This is a genomic window from Paenibacillus sp. 7541 (assembly GCF_002276395.1).
Classification (GTDB): domain Bacteria; phylum Bacillota; class Bacilli; order Paenibacillales; family Paenibacillaceae; genus Paenibacillus_AQ; species Paenibacillus_AQ campinasensis.
Genome location: NZ_NQLZ01000007.1, coordinates 107,890 through 123,508 on the forward strand (window position 1 = coordinate 107,890; position 15,619 = coordinate 123,508).

At 53.2% G+C, this 15,619-nt stretch carries 17 protein-coding genes; 1 reads left to right on the forward strand and 16 read right to left on the reverse strand.

All coding sequences use genetic code 11. The features are described from left to right. Positions 1-69 precede the first annotated feature (69 nt). The 5 genes from CHH75_RS05405 to CHH75_RS05425 form a co-directional block, all read right to left on the reverse strand. Positions 70-1,107, reverse strand: a complete 1,038-nt coding sequence (locus CHH75_RS05405; RefSeq protein WP_095397635.1) for a LacI family DNA-binding transcriptional regulator — start codon at positions 1,105-1,107, stop codon at positions 70-72. Between the two features lie 228 nt (positions 1,108-1,335). Then, complete coding sequence (locus tag CHH75_RS05410) at positions 1,336-2,262, reverse strand: hypothetical protein (protein ID WP_095265499.1); 927 nt, start codon at positions 2,260-2,262, stop codon at positions 1,336-1,338. A 360-nt stretch (positions 2,263-2,622) separates the two neighbouring features. Then, on the reverse strand, positions 2,623-3,522 hold the full coding sequence (locus CHH75_RS05415; protein WP_095397636.1) for a putative RNA methyltransferase: 900 nt from the start codon (positions 3,520-3,522) through the stop codon (positions 2,623-2,625). 213 nt (positions 3,523-3,735) lie between these two features. Beyond that, positions 3,736-4,224, reverse strand: coding sequence for a DinB family protein (locus CHH75_RS05420; RefSeq protein WP_095397637.1), 489 nt, complete (start codon positions 4,222-4,224; stop codon positions 3,736-3,738). A gap of 72 nt (positions 4,225-4,296) precedes the next feature. After that, positions 4,297-4,800 (reverse strand): DinB family protein, encoded by a 504-nt coding sequence (locus tag CHH75_RS05425; protein ID WP_095265502.1) that lies wholly within the window; start codon positions 4,798-4,800, stop codon positions 4,297-4,299. Between the two features lie 264 nt (positions 4,801-5,064). Between CHH75_RS05425 and CHH75_RS05430 the strand changes: the two genes are divergently transcribed. Further along, positions 5,065-6,027, forward strand: a complete 963-nt coding sequence (locus tag CHH75_RS05430; protein ID WP_095265503.1) for a helix-turn-helix transcriptional regulator — start codon at positions 5,065-5,067, stop codon at positions 6,025-6,027. A 254-nt stretch (positions 6,028-6,281) separates the two neighbouring features. Here the strand turns inward: CHH75_RS05430 and htpG are convergent, their stop codons facing one another. The 11 genes from htpG to CHH75_RS05480 form a co-directional block, all read right to left on the reverse strand. Further along, on the reverse strand, positions 6,282-8,159 hold the full coding sequence (htpG, locus tag CHH75_RS05435; protein WP_095397638.1) for a molecular chaperone HtpG: 1,878 nt from the start codon (positions 8,157-8,159) through the stop codon (positions 6,282-6,284). 465 nt (positions 8,160-8,624) lie between these two features. Then, positions 8,625-9,092, reverse strand: coding sequence for a hypothetical protein (locus CHH75_RS05440; RefSeq protein ID WP_095265505.1), 468 nt, complete (start codon positions 9,090-9,092; stop codon positions 8,625-8,627). A gap of 16 nt (positions 9,093-9,108) precedes the next feature. Beyond that, a complete protein-coding gene (locus CHH75_RS05445) occupies positions 9,109-9,648 on the reverse strand; it encodes a TlpA family protein disulfide reductase (RefSeq protein WP_095397639.1) in 540 nt (179 codons plus the stop codon). Beyond that, positions 9,645-10,214, reverse strand: coding sequence for a hypothetical protein (locus tag CHH75_RS05450; protein WP_255222967.1), 570 nt, complete (start codon positions 10,212-10,214; stop codon positions 9,645-9,647). The genes CHH75_RS05445 and CHH75_RS05450 overlap by 4 nt, the downstream gene beginning before the upstream one ends. Positions 10,215-10,313: 99 nt before the next feature. Continuing rightward, a complete protein-coding gene (locus CHH75_RS05455) occupies positions 10,314-10,958 on the reverse strand; it encodes a hypothetical protein (protein WP_095265507.1) in 645 nt (214 codons plus the stop codon). 239 nt (positions 10,959-11,197) lie between these two features. Further along, the gene (locus tag CHH75_RS05460) at positions 11,198-11,395 is read right to left on the reverse strand and encodes a hypothetical protein (protein ID WP_095397640.1); all 198 of its coding nucleotides are present in this window, start codon (positions 11,393-11,395) and stop codon (positions 11,198-11,200) included. Positions 11,396-11,474: 79 nt separating this feature from the next. Then, positions 11,475-11,780 (reverse strand): hypothetical protein, encoded by a 306-nt coding sequence (locus CHH75_RS24775; RefSeq protein WP_155618295.1) that lies wholly within the window; start codon positions 11,778-11,780, stop codon positions 11,475-11,477. Positions 11,781-12,066: 286 nt separating this feature from the next. Continuing rightward, positions 12,067-13,029 carry an NAD-dependent epimerase/dehydratase family protein gene (locus CHH75_RS05465; protein WP_095397641.1) on the reverse strand — a complete coding sequence of 321 codons (963 nt, stop codon included), beginning with the start codon at positions 13,027-13,029 and terminating at the stop codon, positions 12,067-12,069. 357 nt (positions 13,030-13,386) lie between these two features. Then, a complete protein-coding gene (locus CHH75_RS05470; RefSeq protein WP_095397642.1) occupies positions 13,387-13,902 on the reverse strand; it encodes a TetR/AcrR family transcriptional regulator in 516 nt (171 codons plus the stop codon). A gap of 187 nt (positions 13,903-14,089) precedes the next feature. Then, on the reverse strand, positions 14,090-14,821 hold the full coding sequence (locus CHH75_RS05475; RefSeq protein WP_095265511.1) for a nucleoside phosphorylase: 732 nt from the start codon (positions 14,819-14,821) through the stop codon (positions 14,090-14,092). A gap of 1 nt (position 14,822) precedes the next feature. Next, complete coding sequence (locus tag CHH75_RS05480) at positions 14,823-15,497, reverse strand: sulfite oxidase-like oxidoreductase (RefSeq protein ID WP_095265512.1); 675 nt, start codon at positions 15,495-15,497, stop codon at positions 14,823-14,825. Between the last annotated feature and the right edge of the window lie 122 nt (positions 15,498-15,619).

Consider the following 15,619-nt stretch of genomic DNA (forward strand, 5'->3'; position numbering starts at 1 on the left):
GCGTAAGAAGAATAACAAATAAAGAGGCCCCGATGCTTATCGCATCGGAGCCTCCAGCTGCGTGCCTAACTACTCATCTTCCCGGAAGGCCGGGTGCGGCTCGCGAACCAGGACATCGGCCTGGATGAGCAGCCGCTCATAATTGGAGCCTGGATTCACAATCCGCCACAGCAACTGATCGACAGCCCGCATGCCCAAGAGCTCCTTGTCCACGTTGACCGTTGCCAGGATGGCCGGATCATCATAGGTATTGTCGAATCCGGTGACCTGAACCTGCCCCGGAACGTCAATCCCCCTTGACTTCAGCACGTCGATGACAAACATCGCGGTGATGTCATTGTTGCACACGAACAGCTCCGGAAGCTCGTGCTCAGTCAGCGCCTTGGACAGCGTCTCCTGAAAATGAAGGCCGATATCCGGGCTGATCAGCTCCGGAATCTGCCCCATGCCGAGTTGATGGTCAGCCAGCACGGACATATAGCCCAGATAGCGCTCGTAGAAGCTCGGGGCATCCCCGATATTGCCGACATACTGAAACGATGTGAAGCCCCGGCTGACCAGCTTGGTCATCATATGCCGCATCGCGGACAGGTTATCTGTGAACACCGTATCCGACTGGAAAGCGGGATCCATGTGATCAATCATGACGACCGGAATGTTCAGCTTCTTGATATCGAGCAGATTCTGCGTCGTGACGGAACCGACCGTGACGATGCCGAGCAGCCCCTGCGGGTTCAGAAGCGAGAACATATGGTCATTGGAGGGCTCCGTAAGGGTCACAATATCGAGCCCTTTCTGATTCAACCGGGCAGAGATGCCGTCAAACACAGGCCCCCAGTACAGCGACTCCCGGTTCTGATGGCGCACATTCGGGAACAGCACCAGCACCGCCCCGCTCCATTTCCGATGGTCAGCCTCCTGCAGCTGTGACCGCTCCTTCGCCGGCAGCGGCTGATCCTTGAAGTAGCCAAGCTGACCGGCTGCCTTCAATATCATGTCCCGCGTCTCCTTGCTGACGCCAGGCTTGCCTGACAGCGCACGGGATACGGCGAATTTGGATACACCCGCAAACTCCGCAATTTCCTGTAGCGTTACTTTATTTTTCATTACTCGTCTACCTGCCTGAACGATATATTGGGAACGGAGTTTATGTAATGCCATTCCGTTAGCTTGCGTTAGGATACAAACATAATATATTGGAAATAGACCGGGAAGTCAAAGCATAATAAGCCAGACGCTGCTATCCGCTGCCTCGAAACGATAAAAAGCCTCAGCAGACTGTCTCTCCAGTCCACCGAGGCCAACACGAGCCGATCGCTTAAACTTTTATCTCCTCTAAAATTTAATCTCCTCTTCTTCAAACAGCGGCTCCCATTCCAGACCTTCACCCGTGATTTCCTTACGCAGGTCGGATATGCTCTGAAGCGTCTTCTCCCGCTGCTCTTCCAAAGATAGGACCGTCTGGATATATAGTTGTTCCACTTTCTTCTGCGTGCTGCTTGCCATGTCGGCAATCTCTTTTTTCCTTACGGCATTGCTTTGAGACATCTCCGTGGTGTATTTCTTGAACAGCTTGTTGTACTCGTTCTTCGCCGCTGTTTTGCTGATGCGTCCCATCTTGTACTTCCACATCGGGCTGTTGAGCGAACTGGAGCTTGAAGCGTTCCGAAGCTTATACATTGCGCTGTTCAGATAGCTTTCATTCACCGTATTCTTAAATTTAAAGGCCGAGCTGTTAAGAGAAGCCGGGTTAATGGCCTCGCGGTAAGTCCACATATAACTGTTCAGGAAAGCATCGTTCAATTCCTTATCCAGCTTCCACATCGTGCTGTTCAGCATGCCGATGTTGGCCTGGCGCGCATAGTTGTACATCGGGCTGCCCATATGCCCAGGGTTAATGTAACGGTTGTACTTCATCAGCTGGTTCCGCATATTCAGGCTGCCGTCCGCGTATCTCGCGCTCAGCGCCTCATAATCGTCATTCAGCAGCTGCACCCAGTGCTCCTGGTCTTCCAGCACCTTGCGCTCAAGCTCGTCGAGCGCGGCCTGGCTTTTATCGTTAAAGCGTTTGTAATCCTGCTCAATCCGGGCCTGATATTTGTTGTACGTATCCACCGTCTTCTTGTTAAACGCCTTGTAGTCGCTCCACACCTGATTGATCCATTTCTGGTCAGCAGCATGGACAGCACCAGCCGGAACCAGAACAGCAGTCGCAATCAGCAGGCTGCACATGATCAGGAGTGATTTTCGGAGAAATGACATCAATAAGTTCCACCCTTCTACCAGAATAATCCATAGGTTATTGTACCCAAAGCAGCATCATTCTCCAATAGGCAATAGGTACACCCTGACCCGGAGCCCAAAACTTACTATCATTATCCAGTTTTATTGCTTGCTTGCGCAAGGGTCCTACCCGCCTCGGACATATCTTTCGGCATCGTATATCCTTATGAATCGTCATCCGCAGTGGATGGTTTACAGCTTTCCCTTATCCAGCACGCATCGCCATCGGTTTGCCGCTTTTTGTCGAACAGATTAAAGAGAGGGCCCTTTAGGTTTCATGACCTATAAGGACCCCTTCCGCATACCTATTATAGATGATACTTTATTGTAAGCTGCACTTCAGCCCGGTCTGCGTCTGCCGCACACCATCATCAGATCAACGGTCATATCCGCCGTCTTTTGTCCAAGGACCGCCATAATGTCTTCTTCAGCTGCCCCCCAGGCCAGAGGCGTCATCGTGACCAGATCCTTCATCAGCGCCGGGCCCACCTGATAACGGTACTGAACCGGTCTTTGGGCAACCAGCTCATAATGCCGGGTAAAGAGCCTCAGCAGCTGGTCGTTCGTCTCTCGTTTATGACCGGAATCAGGATAGAGCATTTCCCTCAATTCCTTGAGATATCCGATCCCGGGAATCACTTTCAGCACAAGCCCCTCTGCGGTCAGCAGCCGGTTAAACTCCGCATAGTTGGAAGGCGACAAGATGTTCAGAATGACATCAAACTGCTGATCCGCAAATGGAGCCTGCGCCAAATCCCCGACACACCAGACGGAATCCCGATCCGACTTGGCCGCGGTCAGAACCCCTTCTTTGGCAATATCAAGCCCCGCGCGCACGCATCGGCCCGGCTTCTCGCCATCCAGCGCACGGCCAATCGCAGTCAGATGCGAGCCTTCACCACAGCCGGCGTCGAGCAGGGTCAGCTGCCCGCGCTCATCTGCCAATTCCTGTACGACGTCAATGATCTCAGCCAGCATCGGCTGAAAAAAACCGCTGTCGTTCATTCTTTTCCGGGACTGGAACAGCGCTTTGTCATATTTGGTACTGCTTCTGCCTGCAAGCAGATTTATATAGCCATGCCGCGACACATCAAAGGAATGATGGTTGTCACATACCAATGCCGCCGAATGCTCCGCAAACTTCATCGAGGCGGTGCATACCGGGCAGCGAAATAGATGCTCGTGCTGCCGCAGCGCTTTCGTTCTGATTCGTAATCTATCATGTTGATGTTGGGACATCGTCTTCTCACCCTTTTCATTCGTTTATTACGATAAAAAAAGGTGCAGGAAAGAAGACCCTTGCCTAATTTCATTGAAAAAAGGCCGGGCTTGCTATCAACTGCACCTCTAATTAACGCAAACGAATGTAATGGATCATAAGAGCAACTATCCTTTAAGGGTGGTTTGGGGGCTATCCAAGCATGCCCTGTCTCACATTGTAACATGACTAGCTTAGTACAGGTCAAACATGCTGATATCATATCCCTGCGCTTTCAAATAGTTGAACATCTGGGCCCGGTGATGCTGGGCGTGGGTCACCACTTCGATCAGCCATTTGGCCTGCGCGCTTCCATGCTCCAGATAGAACGGCCGCGTCTTCTTATGCAGAAACGCATCATCCTCCAGACTGTTCATGTAGGATCTTAAGTTCTCAAGCCCGCTCTCCATCCACGTGATCAGCTTCTCCTTGTCCTGGCCGTCAGCAGCGATGGCGCCTTCCAGCTTGCGGATGTCCGCCTCCGGCTTCTCTTGCATAATCAACAGATCGGTTGCGGGAACAGATACCAGATGATGCACCAGCTCCAGCAAGGTTCTCATGTTGTCAGCGGGACGGTAATCCCAGTGCTCGTCCGAGATGTTCCGGATCAGATTGGAGGATGTCCTCACAATCAGTTCAAGCTCCTCAAACAGCATTTGCTTCAGTTCTCCAACTTGACTCATAACCCAATCTCCCTTCAATTCTATTCATCGTCCCAACTCTCTCGATCCATACTTAACCGTCCGTCTTGGCCCTCACAACGGCGCATGCTCCACGCCATAACGAACCCAATCTTCCTTCGGCGGTCCATAGACGCCATACGGCTTTAATCCGGCCTGACGCATCAGCACGGTGATCTGTCCGCGATGATGGACAATGTGCTTGATCAGCCCCATAATGATGGCGGCATTGCTTTCCTGTCTGCCAAAGGCCTCCTGAACTTGCCCAAGCGATTCATCTCTCCAATTCGCCTGAATCACCTCTGCTGCCCGGGCACTGACCTGACGGAAAGTAGCGGCGATTTCCTTCGCCGTGGCAGGTACAACCTCCGCATTCGGCACGGCTTCCATCTTCAGCCCGAACTCGGTCAAATACTCGGGAATGTTTGTCGTCAAATGCCATGCGATTCTCCCAAGAGAACGCCCCTCCCCATGAACCTGCTGCTGCAATGCCTCATCGGTCAGACCATCCAGCACATGCAACGTAAGATCAGCTTCCCGGTTCCATTCCTTAATAAAATCTGCAACGGTCACATACATAAGAATCCCTCCGCAATCTTCTGAAAATGGGTTCGAAGAACATACAGCCTCAGCGATGACTGGCAGCTGACCTGCCCCGCCACTTCTGACAGATCACGTGCGCAGCCGGAATCGGCAGGGGATCTGTAGACGATCAGTAGCAATCGGCAGACTACTATCAGACAGCCGGCCTGATGAACAGACCGCGCTTCGAACCTGCTCTTAGTTTAGGATATAATAGTGACAACTATTGTCATAATCATTCAAAAAGATGGAGGGCCCCTCATGTCCAAATCCAAGCGTCTGATGGAGCTGATGATGACCGTCAACCGGATGCGAAAATTTACGGTCAAGGAACTCGCGGACCAATTCGGCGTCTCCACCCGCACCATGCTGCGGGATCTCCAAGAGCTGAGCGAGCTTGGGGTGCCTCTGTATTCCGAGGTCGGTCCGCACGGAGGATATCAGGTGCTGCGGGAACGCATTCTGCCGCCGATCGCCTTCAGCGAGGAGGAAGCGGTCGCGATGTTTTTTGCCAGTCACGCCCTTCGGCATTACTTATCCCTTCCTTTCGAGACAGAATCGTCAGCAGCCCTGCAAAAATTCTACAATTATATGCCAGGCGATGTCCGCGACCGGATTGATCAGATGAAGAACCGGGTCGACTTTCTGACGCACACCCGGAAGCAGAAGCTGCTGTTCCTTGACACGCTGCTCGATGCAGCCGTAACGCAGCAGGTCGTCGCCATCCAGTACGAAACGAAGCGCGGTTTGTCCGAGCGGAACATTCAGCCGGTAGGGATCTATGCCATCAACGGCTTCTGGTACTGTCCCGCGTACTGCTTCTTGCGGGGAGATTTCCGGCTCTTCCGCTGCGACCGGATGAAATCGGCCGTCGTACGTGAAGATGTAAAGCCGCTGGATCACCGCCATATTCATCTCGGGAACTGGAGGGCGCAAGGGGCTGAACAAATCGAATATATGCTGATCGTGGCCGAGCTTACCCGGGAAGGCGTCCAGCGGGCCGAAGCGGAATTATGGCCCTTCCCGCACATCGAACTTCGGGCGGACGGGAGCGGGCGGCTCCTTCACGAAGTGCCTGCTAATGACGTGGATTACTTCGCGCATTATTTTCTCGGGCTGGGCACGGAAGCGACCGTGGTAGAACCGCAATCGGTGATTGACCGGATGAAAGCTATACTGGCGGACATATCCGCCAAATATAATGGATCTCTAACCGATTCCTGATCCGGCTATTCGATAGCTGATGCCTGATCCCTCATCATATCGTTCATCGCCCGAACTCGCCTTCCGTAGACGGTGACCGTTCGCGTTTTGCGTCCCTTCCCCTCACCTGATTAGGCCATTAGCAAGAACAAGCTCACCTTAACCAACAACCAAACAACCCCCGGTCCACCAGCAACAGCTGGCAGGTCGGGGGTTGCTTTCCTTCCATATCTGGACTGAACCTAACACGCTAATAGGATAGGCAGTCAAAAGTGTCAGACCATAATTTTGCAAATATCGTTAGTGAATTCCAGTGGATCCGCTACAGGCAAGCCTTCGATCAGCAGCGCCTGATTGTACAGCAGATTCGTGTACAGCTTCAGCTTCTCTTCATTGTCTTTATGGGCCTTCAGCGATTGGAACACCTCATGGTTGGTGTTAATCTCAAGCACCTTATCCGCCTTGACTTCCTGTCCGTTCGGCATCGCCTTCAGAATTTTCTCCATTTCGATCGACAGTTCGCCTTCCGAGGACAGGCATACCGGATGCGATTTCAGACGCTTGGACGCTTTTACCGCTGTCACCTTGCCTTCCAGATAGCCCTCCATCGCCTTGAAGAGCTCCTTGTTCTCATTCTCCTCCGCTTCGGATTCCTTCTTCTCCGCCTCGGACTCGATGCCAAGATCCCCGCTGGATACCGACTTGAATTCCTTGTCTTTATATTTCATGAGCATCTTGATCGCAAACTCGTCCACGTCATCCGTGAAGTACAGAATCTCATAGCCTTTATCCAGCACGAGCTCGGTTTGCGGAAGCTTCTCCAGACGCTCGATCGACTCGCCGGCCGCATAGTAAATATACTTCTGGTCCTCCGGCATGCGGGACACGTACTCGTCCAGCGTCACCAGCTTCTTCTCCTTGGAAGAAGTGAACAGCAACAAGTCCTGCAGCAGGTCCTTGTTCGCACCATACTCGTTGTAGACACCGAACTTCAACCCGCGGCCAAAGGCTTCATAGAACTTCTCGTATTTCTCACGCTCATCTTTCAGCATGCTCTGCAGCGTGCTTTTGATTTTGCTTTTGATATTCTTCGCAATGAGCGTCAGCTGACGGTCATGCTGCAGCATTTCTCGGGAAATATTGAGGGACAGGTCCTCGGAATCCACCATCCCTTTGACAAAGCTGAAGTAATCCGGGAGCAGATCCCCGCACTTTTCCATGATGAGCACACCGTTGGAATACAGCTCCAGCCCCTTCTCATACTCCTTCGTGTAGTAATCGAACGGCGTATGCTCGGGAATGAACAGAATCGCATTGTACACCACCGCGCCATCGGCTTTGATATGTACATGCTTGAGCGGCTTATCGAAGCCATACCGTTTCTCAGTATAGAAGTTCTCGTAATCCTCCTCGGTCAGCTCATCCTTGTTCTTGCGCCAGATCGGAACCATGCTGTTGATGGTTTGCTCCTCCTGTACTTCCTCGAACTCGTTGTCTGCGCCTTCCTTCGGACGCGAGGTTGTCACATCCATCTTGATCGGGTAACGGATAAAATCGGAGTATTTCTTAATAATCGATCTTAAACGATATTCCTCCAGGAACTCATCGTACTGGTCGTCCTCGGTATTGTCCTTGATCTTCAAAATAATGTCGGTTCCTATCGAATCCTTCTCCGCCGAGGTAATCGTATACCCGTCCGAGCCTTTGGATTCCCACTTGTACGCCTCGTCGCTGCCGAGCGCCTTCGTTATTACCGTCACGACATCGGCCACCATAAACGCCGAATAGAAGCCGACCCCGAATTGGCCGATAATGTTATGGCCGTCCTTCGCTTCATTCTCCGTCTTGAAGGCAAGCGAACCGCTCTTGGCGATGACGCCCAGATTGTTCTCCAGCTCTTCCTTGGTCATCCCGATCCCGGTATCGGAGATCGTCAGGATGCGCTTCTCTTTATCCGGCGTAATTTTAATGAAATAATCGTCCTTGTTAAATACGAGGTTATCGTCAGTCAGTGCCTTGTAGTAAATTTTGTCGATGGCGTCGCTGGCATTGGAGATCAGCTCGCGCAGAAAAATTTCCCGCTGGGTATAGATGGAGTTGATCATCATGTCAAGCAAACGCTTGGACTCCGCTTTAAACTGTTTTTTGGCCATGTGAAGTGTTCCCCTTTCCGCTATGAATCAGGTTTTTAGCACTCCCTAATAAAGAGTGCTAACACTTCTTCTATTTAAACATGTCCCATTTTTTAATGTCAATAATCCGTGCGCACAAGATCATTGGTCGAACCTCTGATGTCCCAACCAACACTCGTTGTTCATAGATACTTTGCACGATTATCCCGTTTGATCAGGCAACATAGAAAACCTAGAAACAGATAGGCTGGACTGAAAGAGAAACATATTTTACGAAGAGCGGTAGATCCTGAATGCCGGAGATCAAGGACAAGACTCAAAGTCAAGGATATGCCCCAGAACAAGACGAAATGATGACGAAATGATAATGCGAAGGAGGAAGCTAAAGAGCTAGCACCTGAACATAAGGGATAATCATACAAAGGACACCGGACAGGGATAGTTGAAGAATAAGGGGTGGAGCACGGACCCCCCAGGAAGCCAGAACTAATACATGATCGTGGACCGGCAAGCGCAAATCACGAACCGTCCATCGATATGCGCGCCTTGATAACAGCCCTCTTTGTCGAAAGTCGGATGCACATAGCGGGAGATGCAGTCCTGACACTTGGCTCTTTGCCCGACCGGATCGCTCGTATACCACCACCCTGACGGATAGGGGCATAGCCCCTTGCAGTCCGTAATGACCGTGTTCGGGGTGCAGACGACGTAATCCGACGGACAGGAGGCATCGGCGCCACAGCCGCTGCAATACTGCCCGTGCGGAGGGCGGCAAGGCCCGGCAGCAAACGAACCGGGAACCAGGCTCTCTTCCGGGGAAAGGAACGCCCTGGCCAGCATTTCGGCTGTTTTTTGCGCGAATTGGTTCAGGATCGTTCTCCGGTTGATCTTCCGGGTTGCGCGGCTGATCCGCGCCTGCATATTCTCATCCCGATTGGATGATGTAGGTCTCATCACGTTCACCTCTCACTCAGGAAGCTCGCGCAGCCCTGACATAGGCCTCCAACTGCTCGCGGCTGTTAACCAGCCCCTTGTGTCGGATCATCCCTCCCGGATCAACCGCATACGCAAACGGCGTTACCTCAACATCCAGTCGCTCCGCCAGCTCCGGAGTCACGAGCAGCACTTCCTCCTCATATTCCATCGCCTGCATATAGGCCTCGCCCTGTGCTGCCGTCGCAAAGAGCAGAAGAATCGGCTTGACGCCATACTGCTTAGCAACCGCTCCAAAGTCCGGCAATATACGCGCACACTCCTTGCAAGTCGGTGAAGCAAACAGCATGATGGCGGGATTTCCGTATAAGGCCTCCGTTGTCCACGGTTTGCCATATAGGGTCGATGTCTCGGCCTTGGGCAGTTTGCGTCCGACAGGAATCCCCGACTGGTTGACGCCCCGAGCCGTCCCCATCACCATAATGCCCAGCTGGCGGAAGAGCACGAGATTTAGCAGCACCAAAGGAACGACGAGCAGCCACAGAATCGTATACGATATCCAGAAGAACGCATTCATACCGCTCTCTCCTTCCGTTTCAGCACCTTCGGCGCATGCCGGGCAGCCATCCTCCGATACAATCGAATGGCATGAACAGCATCCGGCACCCCGACAATGACTACCAGTGACAGCAGAAGCAGCATCGCTTCCAGCAGCAGCCCGACCGGTACCAAACGCGGCACGGCTACTTCCTGGCTGATAAAGCCATACGTTATGCTCGAGATGATGCATATTCCGGCGAACAGAATATTGATCACAACGAGCGGAAGCCCTAACTTCGATTGGACCTGGGGCCCCAGGCAGCCGCAATCCACCCTCCCCTTCTTGTGAATGTAATAAGCCGCACCGAACCCTTGGCCGGCATAAATCGACGCCAACAGATACAGGCTGTAAGAGGAAGGAAATGCATAAACCGCCGTCACCCCAGCGAACTGGCAGATCATCAGAAACCGATGCACCCGCGGGCTTCCCGGGAAACGATGCGGATCCCCGAACACGCTGCTCCATCCATAAGCAGCGATGGACAGCAGCATCGGAAACGTAACGACCAGCGCAACAGCGATGCTCATGCCGGCAGACATCATTCGGCAAGCCTCCTTGACTTCATCGTTTAATGAATTGGTGTTGCCGCCACGCCGCTTACCAGCCTACGAATATCTGCGAAGCTCCGGCCCGCTCTTCGGTCAGACCATCAGCATCCACAGAATCGCACCAAGGATCAGCCCCCCGGAGAGGATCTGTCGGACCGCTGTCAGCAGGGTGCGCTTCAGCCATCGATGGCCCAGCCAGGCGTATACAACGGAGCGGACGAACGGCAGGCTGAACAGGGCGCCGCGAACAACACCGAAGCACGCGCCCGCAGCGATGCTCGCCTGCCAGGAAAGTGTTAACACAGAGACAAACATATACGCGTGAAACAATACACCGGCTTGAAGCGTGATGAAGCCCATGCCGAGAATGCTTCCCCACAGCGCGGCGGAACGGTATCCCGCATGCTGAATCCATTCGGACGGTACGATGAAATTTCCTGATGGAAGATGCCGTGACATATTCAACACGTCCAGCAACAGCAGCACACCCAGCCCGGCCATGACGAGGGTCGACTGCAGCCCGCTGATCGGGGCCAAGGACAGAAGATAACCGATCCCGCCCAGAGCCACGCCTGCCGCCAGGCCGCCCAGCGTGCATGATACCGTGTAGACGAGCGCATACTTCGTTCGATTAACCTTGGTGCTGTCCAGGCTTCCAAGTACGTTCAGCCCGCATGTGGTATCCACGCTGGCAACAGCAGCGCCGATCGCGAACATGAACAATATCGCTGTCAGCATGTATGGAAGGCCCTCCCCTCGTCGTAACGACACAGTTCTTCACCATTTTATGTGCTGCGCAGTCAGAATATTTGCACAACTTTCTCGTGTCGCAGAGCTGCCTCCCGCCTCGGACCCGATCAACAACCCGCGGTGGTATGGACATCCGAGGAGACGAAATAAGAAGAATAAGAAGAAGGAATACGCATGCTAAAAATCGCCGGCGCAGTACGCGCCGGCGATTTGTGTCAGAATTCGAATTATAGTATTCTTCTCCCCATCCCTGCAATCGTCTCATACAGGGATTTCCATACATCCTTGCTTTCCACCGTCTCGTCTGCGGGCGGTGCCGGCTCCGAGTGTGAAAGCCTCATTTGTTCTGCCAGACGACAGCGTTCCATTTCCTGACGGAGATCGTTCGCATGCTGTTTGGCAATATCTTCATTGTTTCTAAACATGTTTCATTCCTCTTTTCTTTTTTACAGCGACATCAATCCGACATTACCAACACCTGCATGAACTCTCCCGTCCCCCTCACTATAATAATGCCGCAGGTAGCACTATGGTAAGGGATAAAACACCTTTAATTCTTTTTTCCGCAGCTGTCACCTCTCCGAACAGGTCAAAGGCTGCACAATTCTCCGGATCACCTCCTCCGCTTACATCGTCATCCAGTGCAGTGTTCCGTTCACAATCAGAGACTAATAAAAACACGCCAGCCCTTTGGCCAGCGCGCAAGTATTCATATTCACTAATCCCAGATGGAGAACAATACCAGCAAGACAGCGGCAATTCCGAGCCAAAGCGTATGCTTTGATACCCAGGCGGAACGTAAATCTTCATTCATAGATCCAAACCTCCTTGTCAAATGATTTGTAACAGACAGCAGTTGCAGCTTATTAATCCCACCAGCTAAGCATCGACATGAGAATGGTTGCAGCCAGCACGCCGTCCACAAACTTCAATTGAAGTTTGGCCATTTGGATCACCTCCTTTTTCAAGTTGAGTAGTAGGTGCATGATTTATCTGTATTATTATTGATTGACCAATTACTATTAGCGAAAAATAAAGGACGTTACGCATATATACGCTTGCTATTAAGCACAATTCGTACAATCGTACAATCCGTTCACAGGCCCTGCTTCTGCTTCAGCCGCCAAATGGTCTCCTTAATCGCTTTTTCATGCGGCGTCCAGGATAAGCGTCCGATGAGGCGCTCGTATTTTTCCCCGCTCAGCACGAGCGGCTCTTCCGTAAGATACAGCATCTCGACGACCTCCTTCATGACGGGATTGAACAGGCCGATCAGAGATAACCCGATGCGTCCTAGCGGTACGACAGCTTTGCGGCTCCCGCTCGCCTCCTGAGCGATGCGTACCAGGTCGCGACCTGAAATGACACCAGGGCCGGGAATGTGCCAGTTTTGCCCGTAAGACTCCTCCTGAACGGCGATATCCACAATCATCCGGGCTGCATCCGGCAAGTAGACATATTCACGGGGTACCGTCATATTCCCGATGAAGGCCGTAGGCTTACCTGCTGCGATAGCTTCCATCGTCACGGATAGATAAGATGCTTGCGCGGAGGGACCGTAATAATCCGGCAGCCGGGCGATCAAAGGGTGCGTGCGGGGGTTCCAACGTGCCGAATACAGAAGCTCCTCATAGGCGAGCCTGGTTTTGCCTTTTCGGGTATGAGGCCGCTTCGGATGCTCCTCCGTCGCTCTTTCCATCCTGCGTCGCCCATAGGGATAAATACCGTCGACGACCACCACTCTTGCGTCCATCTGCTGCGCAGCCTTCATCACGGATTCCCCGAGTGGAAGCAGTCTTGATTCCATCTCGTGATACGGAATATTCGCGCTGTGAAAAATGACATCCGCCCCTTCGGCCGCCTGAATGATGTCCTCTGGATTAAAGGCATCCCCCGTGTGAAGCTTCAGCAATGGGGATGGGCCGAGCTCCTCGGCGAGCGCATTTAACTTGGTCATCGATCTGCCGAAGGCAATCGTTTCGATCCCTCTTGTGATCAATTCGGCTGTCAGCGGATTTCCCACTCCGCCCGTTGCTCCCAGAACAATCGCTTTTTTCATATTCATACCTCTCCTTTGTTATTGATTGATCAATCACTATTGATGAAAAAAATAATGACGAACTTCATAATGATGAAACGTGCATCGCTGCTACACACCTTAGGCTGTTATGGCCTGCGGCTCCCTATGCTCACCGATCAAGCCGCTTTCGGGAATGCGGAGCCGACCGCTCCCGGGAATGGGCTGGCACTCTCGCGAAGCAGCTTATGGACTCTCACTGTCAAGACGTGTATTCCCGGTGAGTCGCTTGGGGCGCTCAAGCCATTCTGCCCCTTGCGGCTCGATGCTTACACTGCCCCTATAGTCCTCCCCGTAAGGACAGCACACGGATTACCATTCCCCGGTCCATTGGCAGCTCTAACGCTTCGGCATAATGCTCGGCATTTCCATGGCCATGGCAGCATTACAGAGCATTCCCCGTGCAAGAAAATTGGAGACTCTCACATCTGCATCCTGAAATCCGGCATGGATGAAGGCAGTCTCCACCAGCTCCTTTACCTCGCCCATCCCCTGCTGCATCGCTGCTCGAACAGGAGCATCCGAGATCGTCTGTGCCTGCATCTGCAGTAAAATTTCACTGCGATGCGCCAGCATGATCTCCTCGTAAGCACGGATCAATCCCTCTTCGAGCTCCTGAGGCGGTGCCGAATCAATGACCTGACGGAACGCCTGAACAATCCGCTGCCAAGATACGGCCAACGCTTCAACCAGCAGCGATTCCTTGGTGAAGAAACGGTACACGTAGGGCTGCGATATGGCTGCGCGTTCGGCAACCTGAGCGGTTGTCGCACGGTAATAACCGATCTCTGCAAATACCTCGATGGCTGCTGCAACAATATCCTGACGTCGGTTCGCGGAGACTTCGCGCGGCATACGGAATCCATCCTTTCTGTTGTCGATTCACATTTATTATTGATTGACCAATTACTAACTGGAATCAGTATATGCGAAATCATGTACTAGTGCAACTGTTATTTTTCATGATTTTCCATTTGTAACGATGCAGCCCCGCAAAAAAAACCGGTCATCCCCACATCTCGGGAATAACCGGCTTATTCCATCACCCTTGCTTCGCCAGCTTCGCAACGGCTATCAAGGCTGCGTGAATTTCGCGCTCCACGGCATCCGACACGACATTCGTGTTCGGATCATACTCTGCCGCGAGATCTGCGTCCGCGAAGCCGTCGATCGCCACGATCGCACCGGCGCGGACGCCGCGGAGAGCGGCTACTACATAAAGCGCCGAGATTTCCATCTCAACGCCGAGCGCACCGGCCGCCTTATATTTCGGATGGGGGAATTCCTCCACTCCGTTGAAGAATACGTCCAACGTCACCGTCATCCCTTTACGGACGACGCCCTCGCCTAAGGACAGCGCGGATTCGTACAACGCCTCCACAACCGCACTGTCCGCCACGGCCGGGAAGCCGTCCGGCACCAGCTGCTTGGTCAGCCCATCGGTGCGAATCGCTGCCGTGCTGACCACCAGGCTGCCTGCAGGCGTGTCGGCCTGATAGGAGCCGGCGGTGCCGACGCGGATCAGCGTCTTTGCCCCGGCGCGGATCAGCTCCTCGAAGCAAACCGCCGCGCCCGGAGAACCGACGCCATGGCTGGTCACGCCCACCTCCACGCCTTCATAAGTACCGACAAAGGTCCGGTATTCCCGGCTGAAGGCCAGCTCCTTCGCGCCATCGAGCTTGCGGGAGATCAGCTCGGCCCGCTTCGGGTCACCACAGACGATGACGAATTCCGGAATATCCTCCGAGTTCACTTGCAAAATTGGCATCAGCATATCAATCAAACTCCTTGCGTGTCCATTCGTCTTCCGGGATGTCCAGCGCCTCGCCGCTGAACCGCTGCTCCTTGAACGGATCAGCTTCATTATGGAACCCGTTCCGCTCCCAGAAGCCCGGACGGTCCTCGCTCATAAATTCAATGCCTCGCAGCCATTTGGCGCTCTTCCAGAAATAACGGTGCGGCACCACCGTGCGCAGCGGCCAGCCGTGCTTGTCCGTTAACGGCTCCCCGTTAAACCGGTAGGCCAGCAGCACATCATCTCTTAACAGATCCTCAATCGGCACGTTGGTGTCATAGTCCGGATCGGCATGGAACATCACATATTTGGCCTCCGGCTTCACCTTCAGCAGCTTCAGGAAGTCTCTGAACAGAATGCCTTCCCAGACCGTGTCGAACTTGGACCAGCGAGTGACGCAATGAATATCCGTATTCACCGTCACGGTCGGCAGCGCCAATAGCTCCTCGTAGGAAAACGTCCGCTCCTCCTCCACCTCGCCGAATACCCGCAGGTTCCACTTCGACATATCGTATACCGGAACTTCGCCTTCATGGAGGATCGGGAATTTCTCGGTCAAGGTCTGGCCCGGCGGCAGCTTGTCGCGCTGCTCGTCCGTCAAATTCCCGGCAACCACGGGCTTCATCTTCTTCAGACGCTCCGCTTTCTTATGCACTAGATGTCATCTCCTTTACGCTTATACGAACCGCGGCCGAAAAACGGCATGGGGCGGCTCGGCTTATTCCCGCCCGCGCGCGAGGCACCGCACGCGGGTCGTCGCACGCAGCCGCTTCACAC

Coding starts and splice junctions, on each gene's coding strand:
- CHH75_RS05440 (WP_095265505.1), bottom strand. CDS start 9,092: ATGAGACCTACATCATCCAATCGGGATGAGAATATGCAGGCGCGGATC.
- CHH75_RS05470 (WP_095397642.1), bottom strand. CDS start 13,902: ATGCCGCGCGAAGTCTCCGCGAACCGACGTCAGGATATTGTTGCAGCA.
- CHH75_RS05405 (WP_095397635.1), bottom strand. CDS start 1,107: ATGAAAAATAAAGTAACGCTACAGGAAATTGCGGAGTTTGCGGGTGTA.
- CHH75_RS05430 (WP_095265503.1), top strand. CDS start 5,065: ATGTCCAAATCCAAGCGTCTGATGGAGCTGATGATGACCGTCAACCGG.
- CHH75_RS05420 (WP_095397637.1), bottom strand. CDS start 4,224: ATGAGTCAAGTTGGAGAACTGAAGCAAATGCTGTTTGAGGAGCTTGAA.
- CHH75_RS05445 (WP_095397639.1), bottom strand. CDS start 9,648: ATGAATGCGTTCTTCTGGATATCGTATACGATTCTGTGGCTGCTCGTC.
- CHH75_RS05450 (WP_255222967.1), bottom strand. CDS start 10,214: ATGATGTCTGCCGGCATGAGCATCGCTGTTGCGCTGGTCGTTACGTTT.
- CHH75_RS05460 (WP_095397640.1), bottom strand. CDS start 11,395: ATGTTTAGAAACAATGAAGATATTGCCAAACAGCATGCGAACGATCTC.
- CHH75_RS24775 (WP_155618295.1), bottom strand. CDS start 11,780: ATGAAGATTTACGTTCCGCCTGGGTATCAAAGCATACGCTTTGGCTCG.
- CHH75_RS05465 (WP_095397641.1), bottom strand. CDS start 13,029: ATGAAAAAAGCGATTGTTCTGGGAGCAACGGGCGGAGTGGGAAATCCG.
- CHH75_RS05415 (WP_095397636.1), bottom strand. CDS start 3,522: ATGTCCCAACATCAACATGATAGATTACGAATCAGAACGAAAGCGCTG.
- htpG (WP_095397638.1), bottom strand. CDS start 8,159: ATGGCCAAAAAACAGTTTAAAGCGGAGTCCAAGCGTTTGCTTGACATG.
- CHH75_RS05410 (WP_095265499.1), bottom strand. CDS start 2,262: ATGTCATTTCTCCGAAAATCACTCCTGATCATGTGCAGCCTGCTGATT.
- CHH75_RS05455 (WP_095265507.1), bottom strand. CDS start 10,958: ATGCTGACAGCGATATTGTTCATGTTCGCGATCGGCGCTGCTGTTGCC.
- CHH75_RS05475 (WP_095265511.1), bottom strand. CDS start 14,821: ATGCTGATGCCAATTTTGCAAGTGAACTCGGAGGATATTCCGGAATTC.
- CHH75_RS05425 (WP_095265502.1), bottom strand. CDS start 4,800: ATGTATGTGACCGTTGCAGATTTTATTAAGGAATGGAACCGGGAAGCT.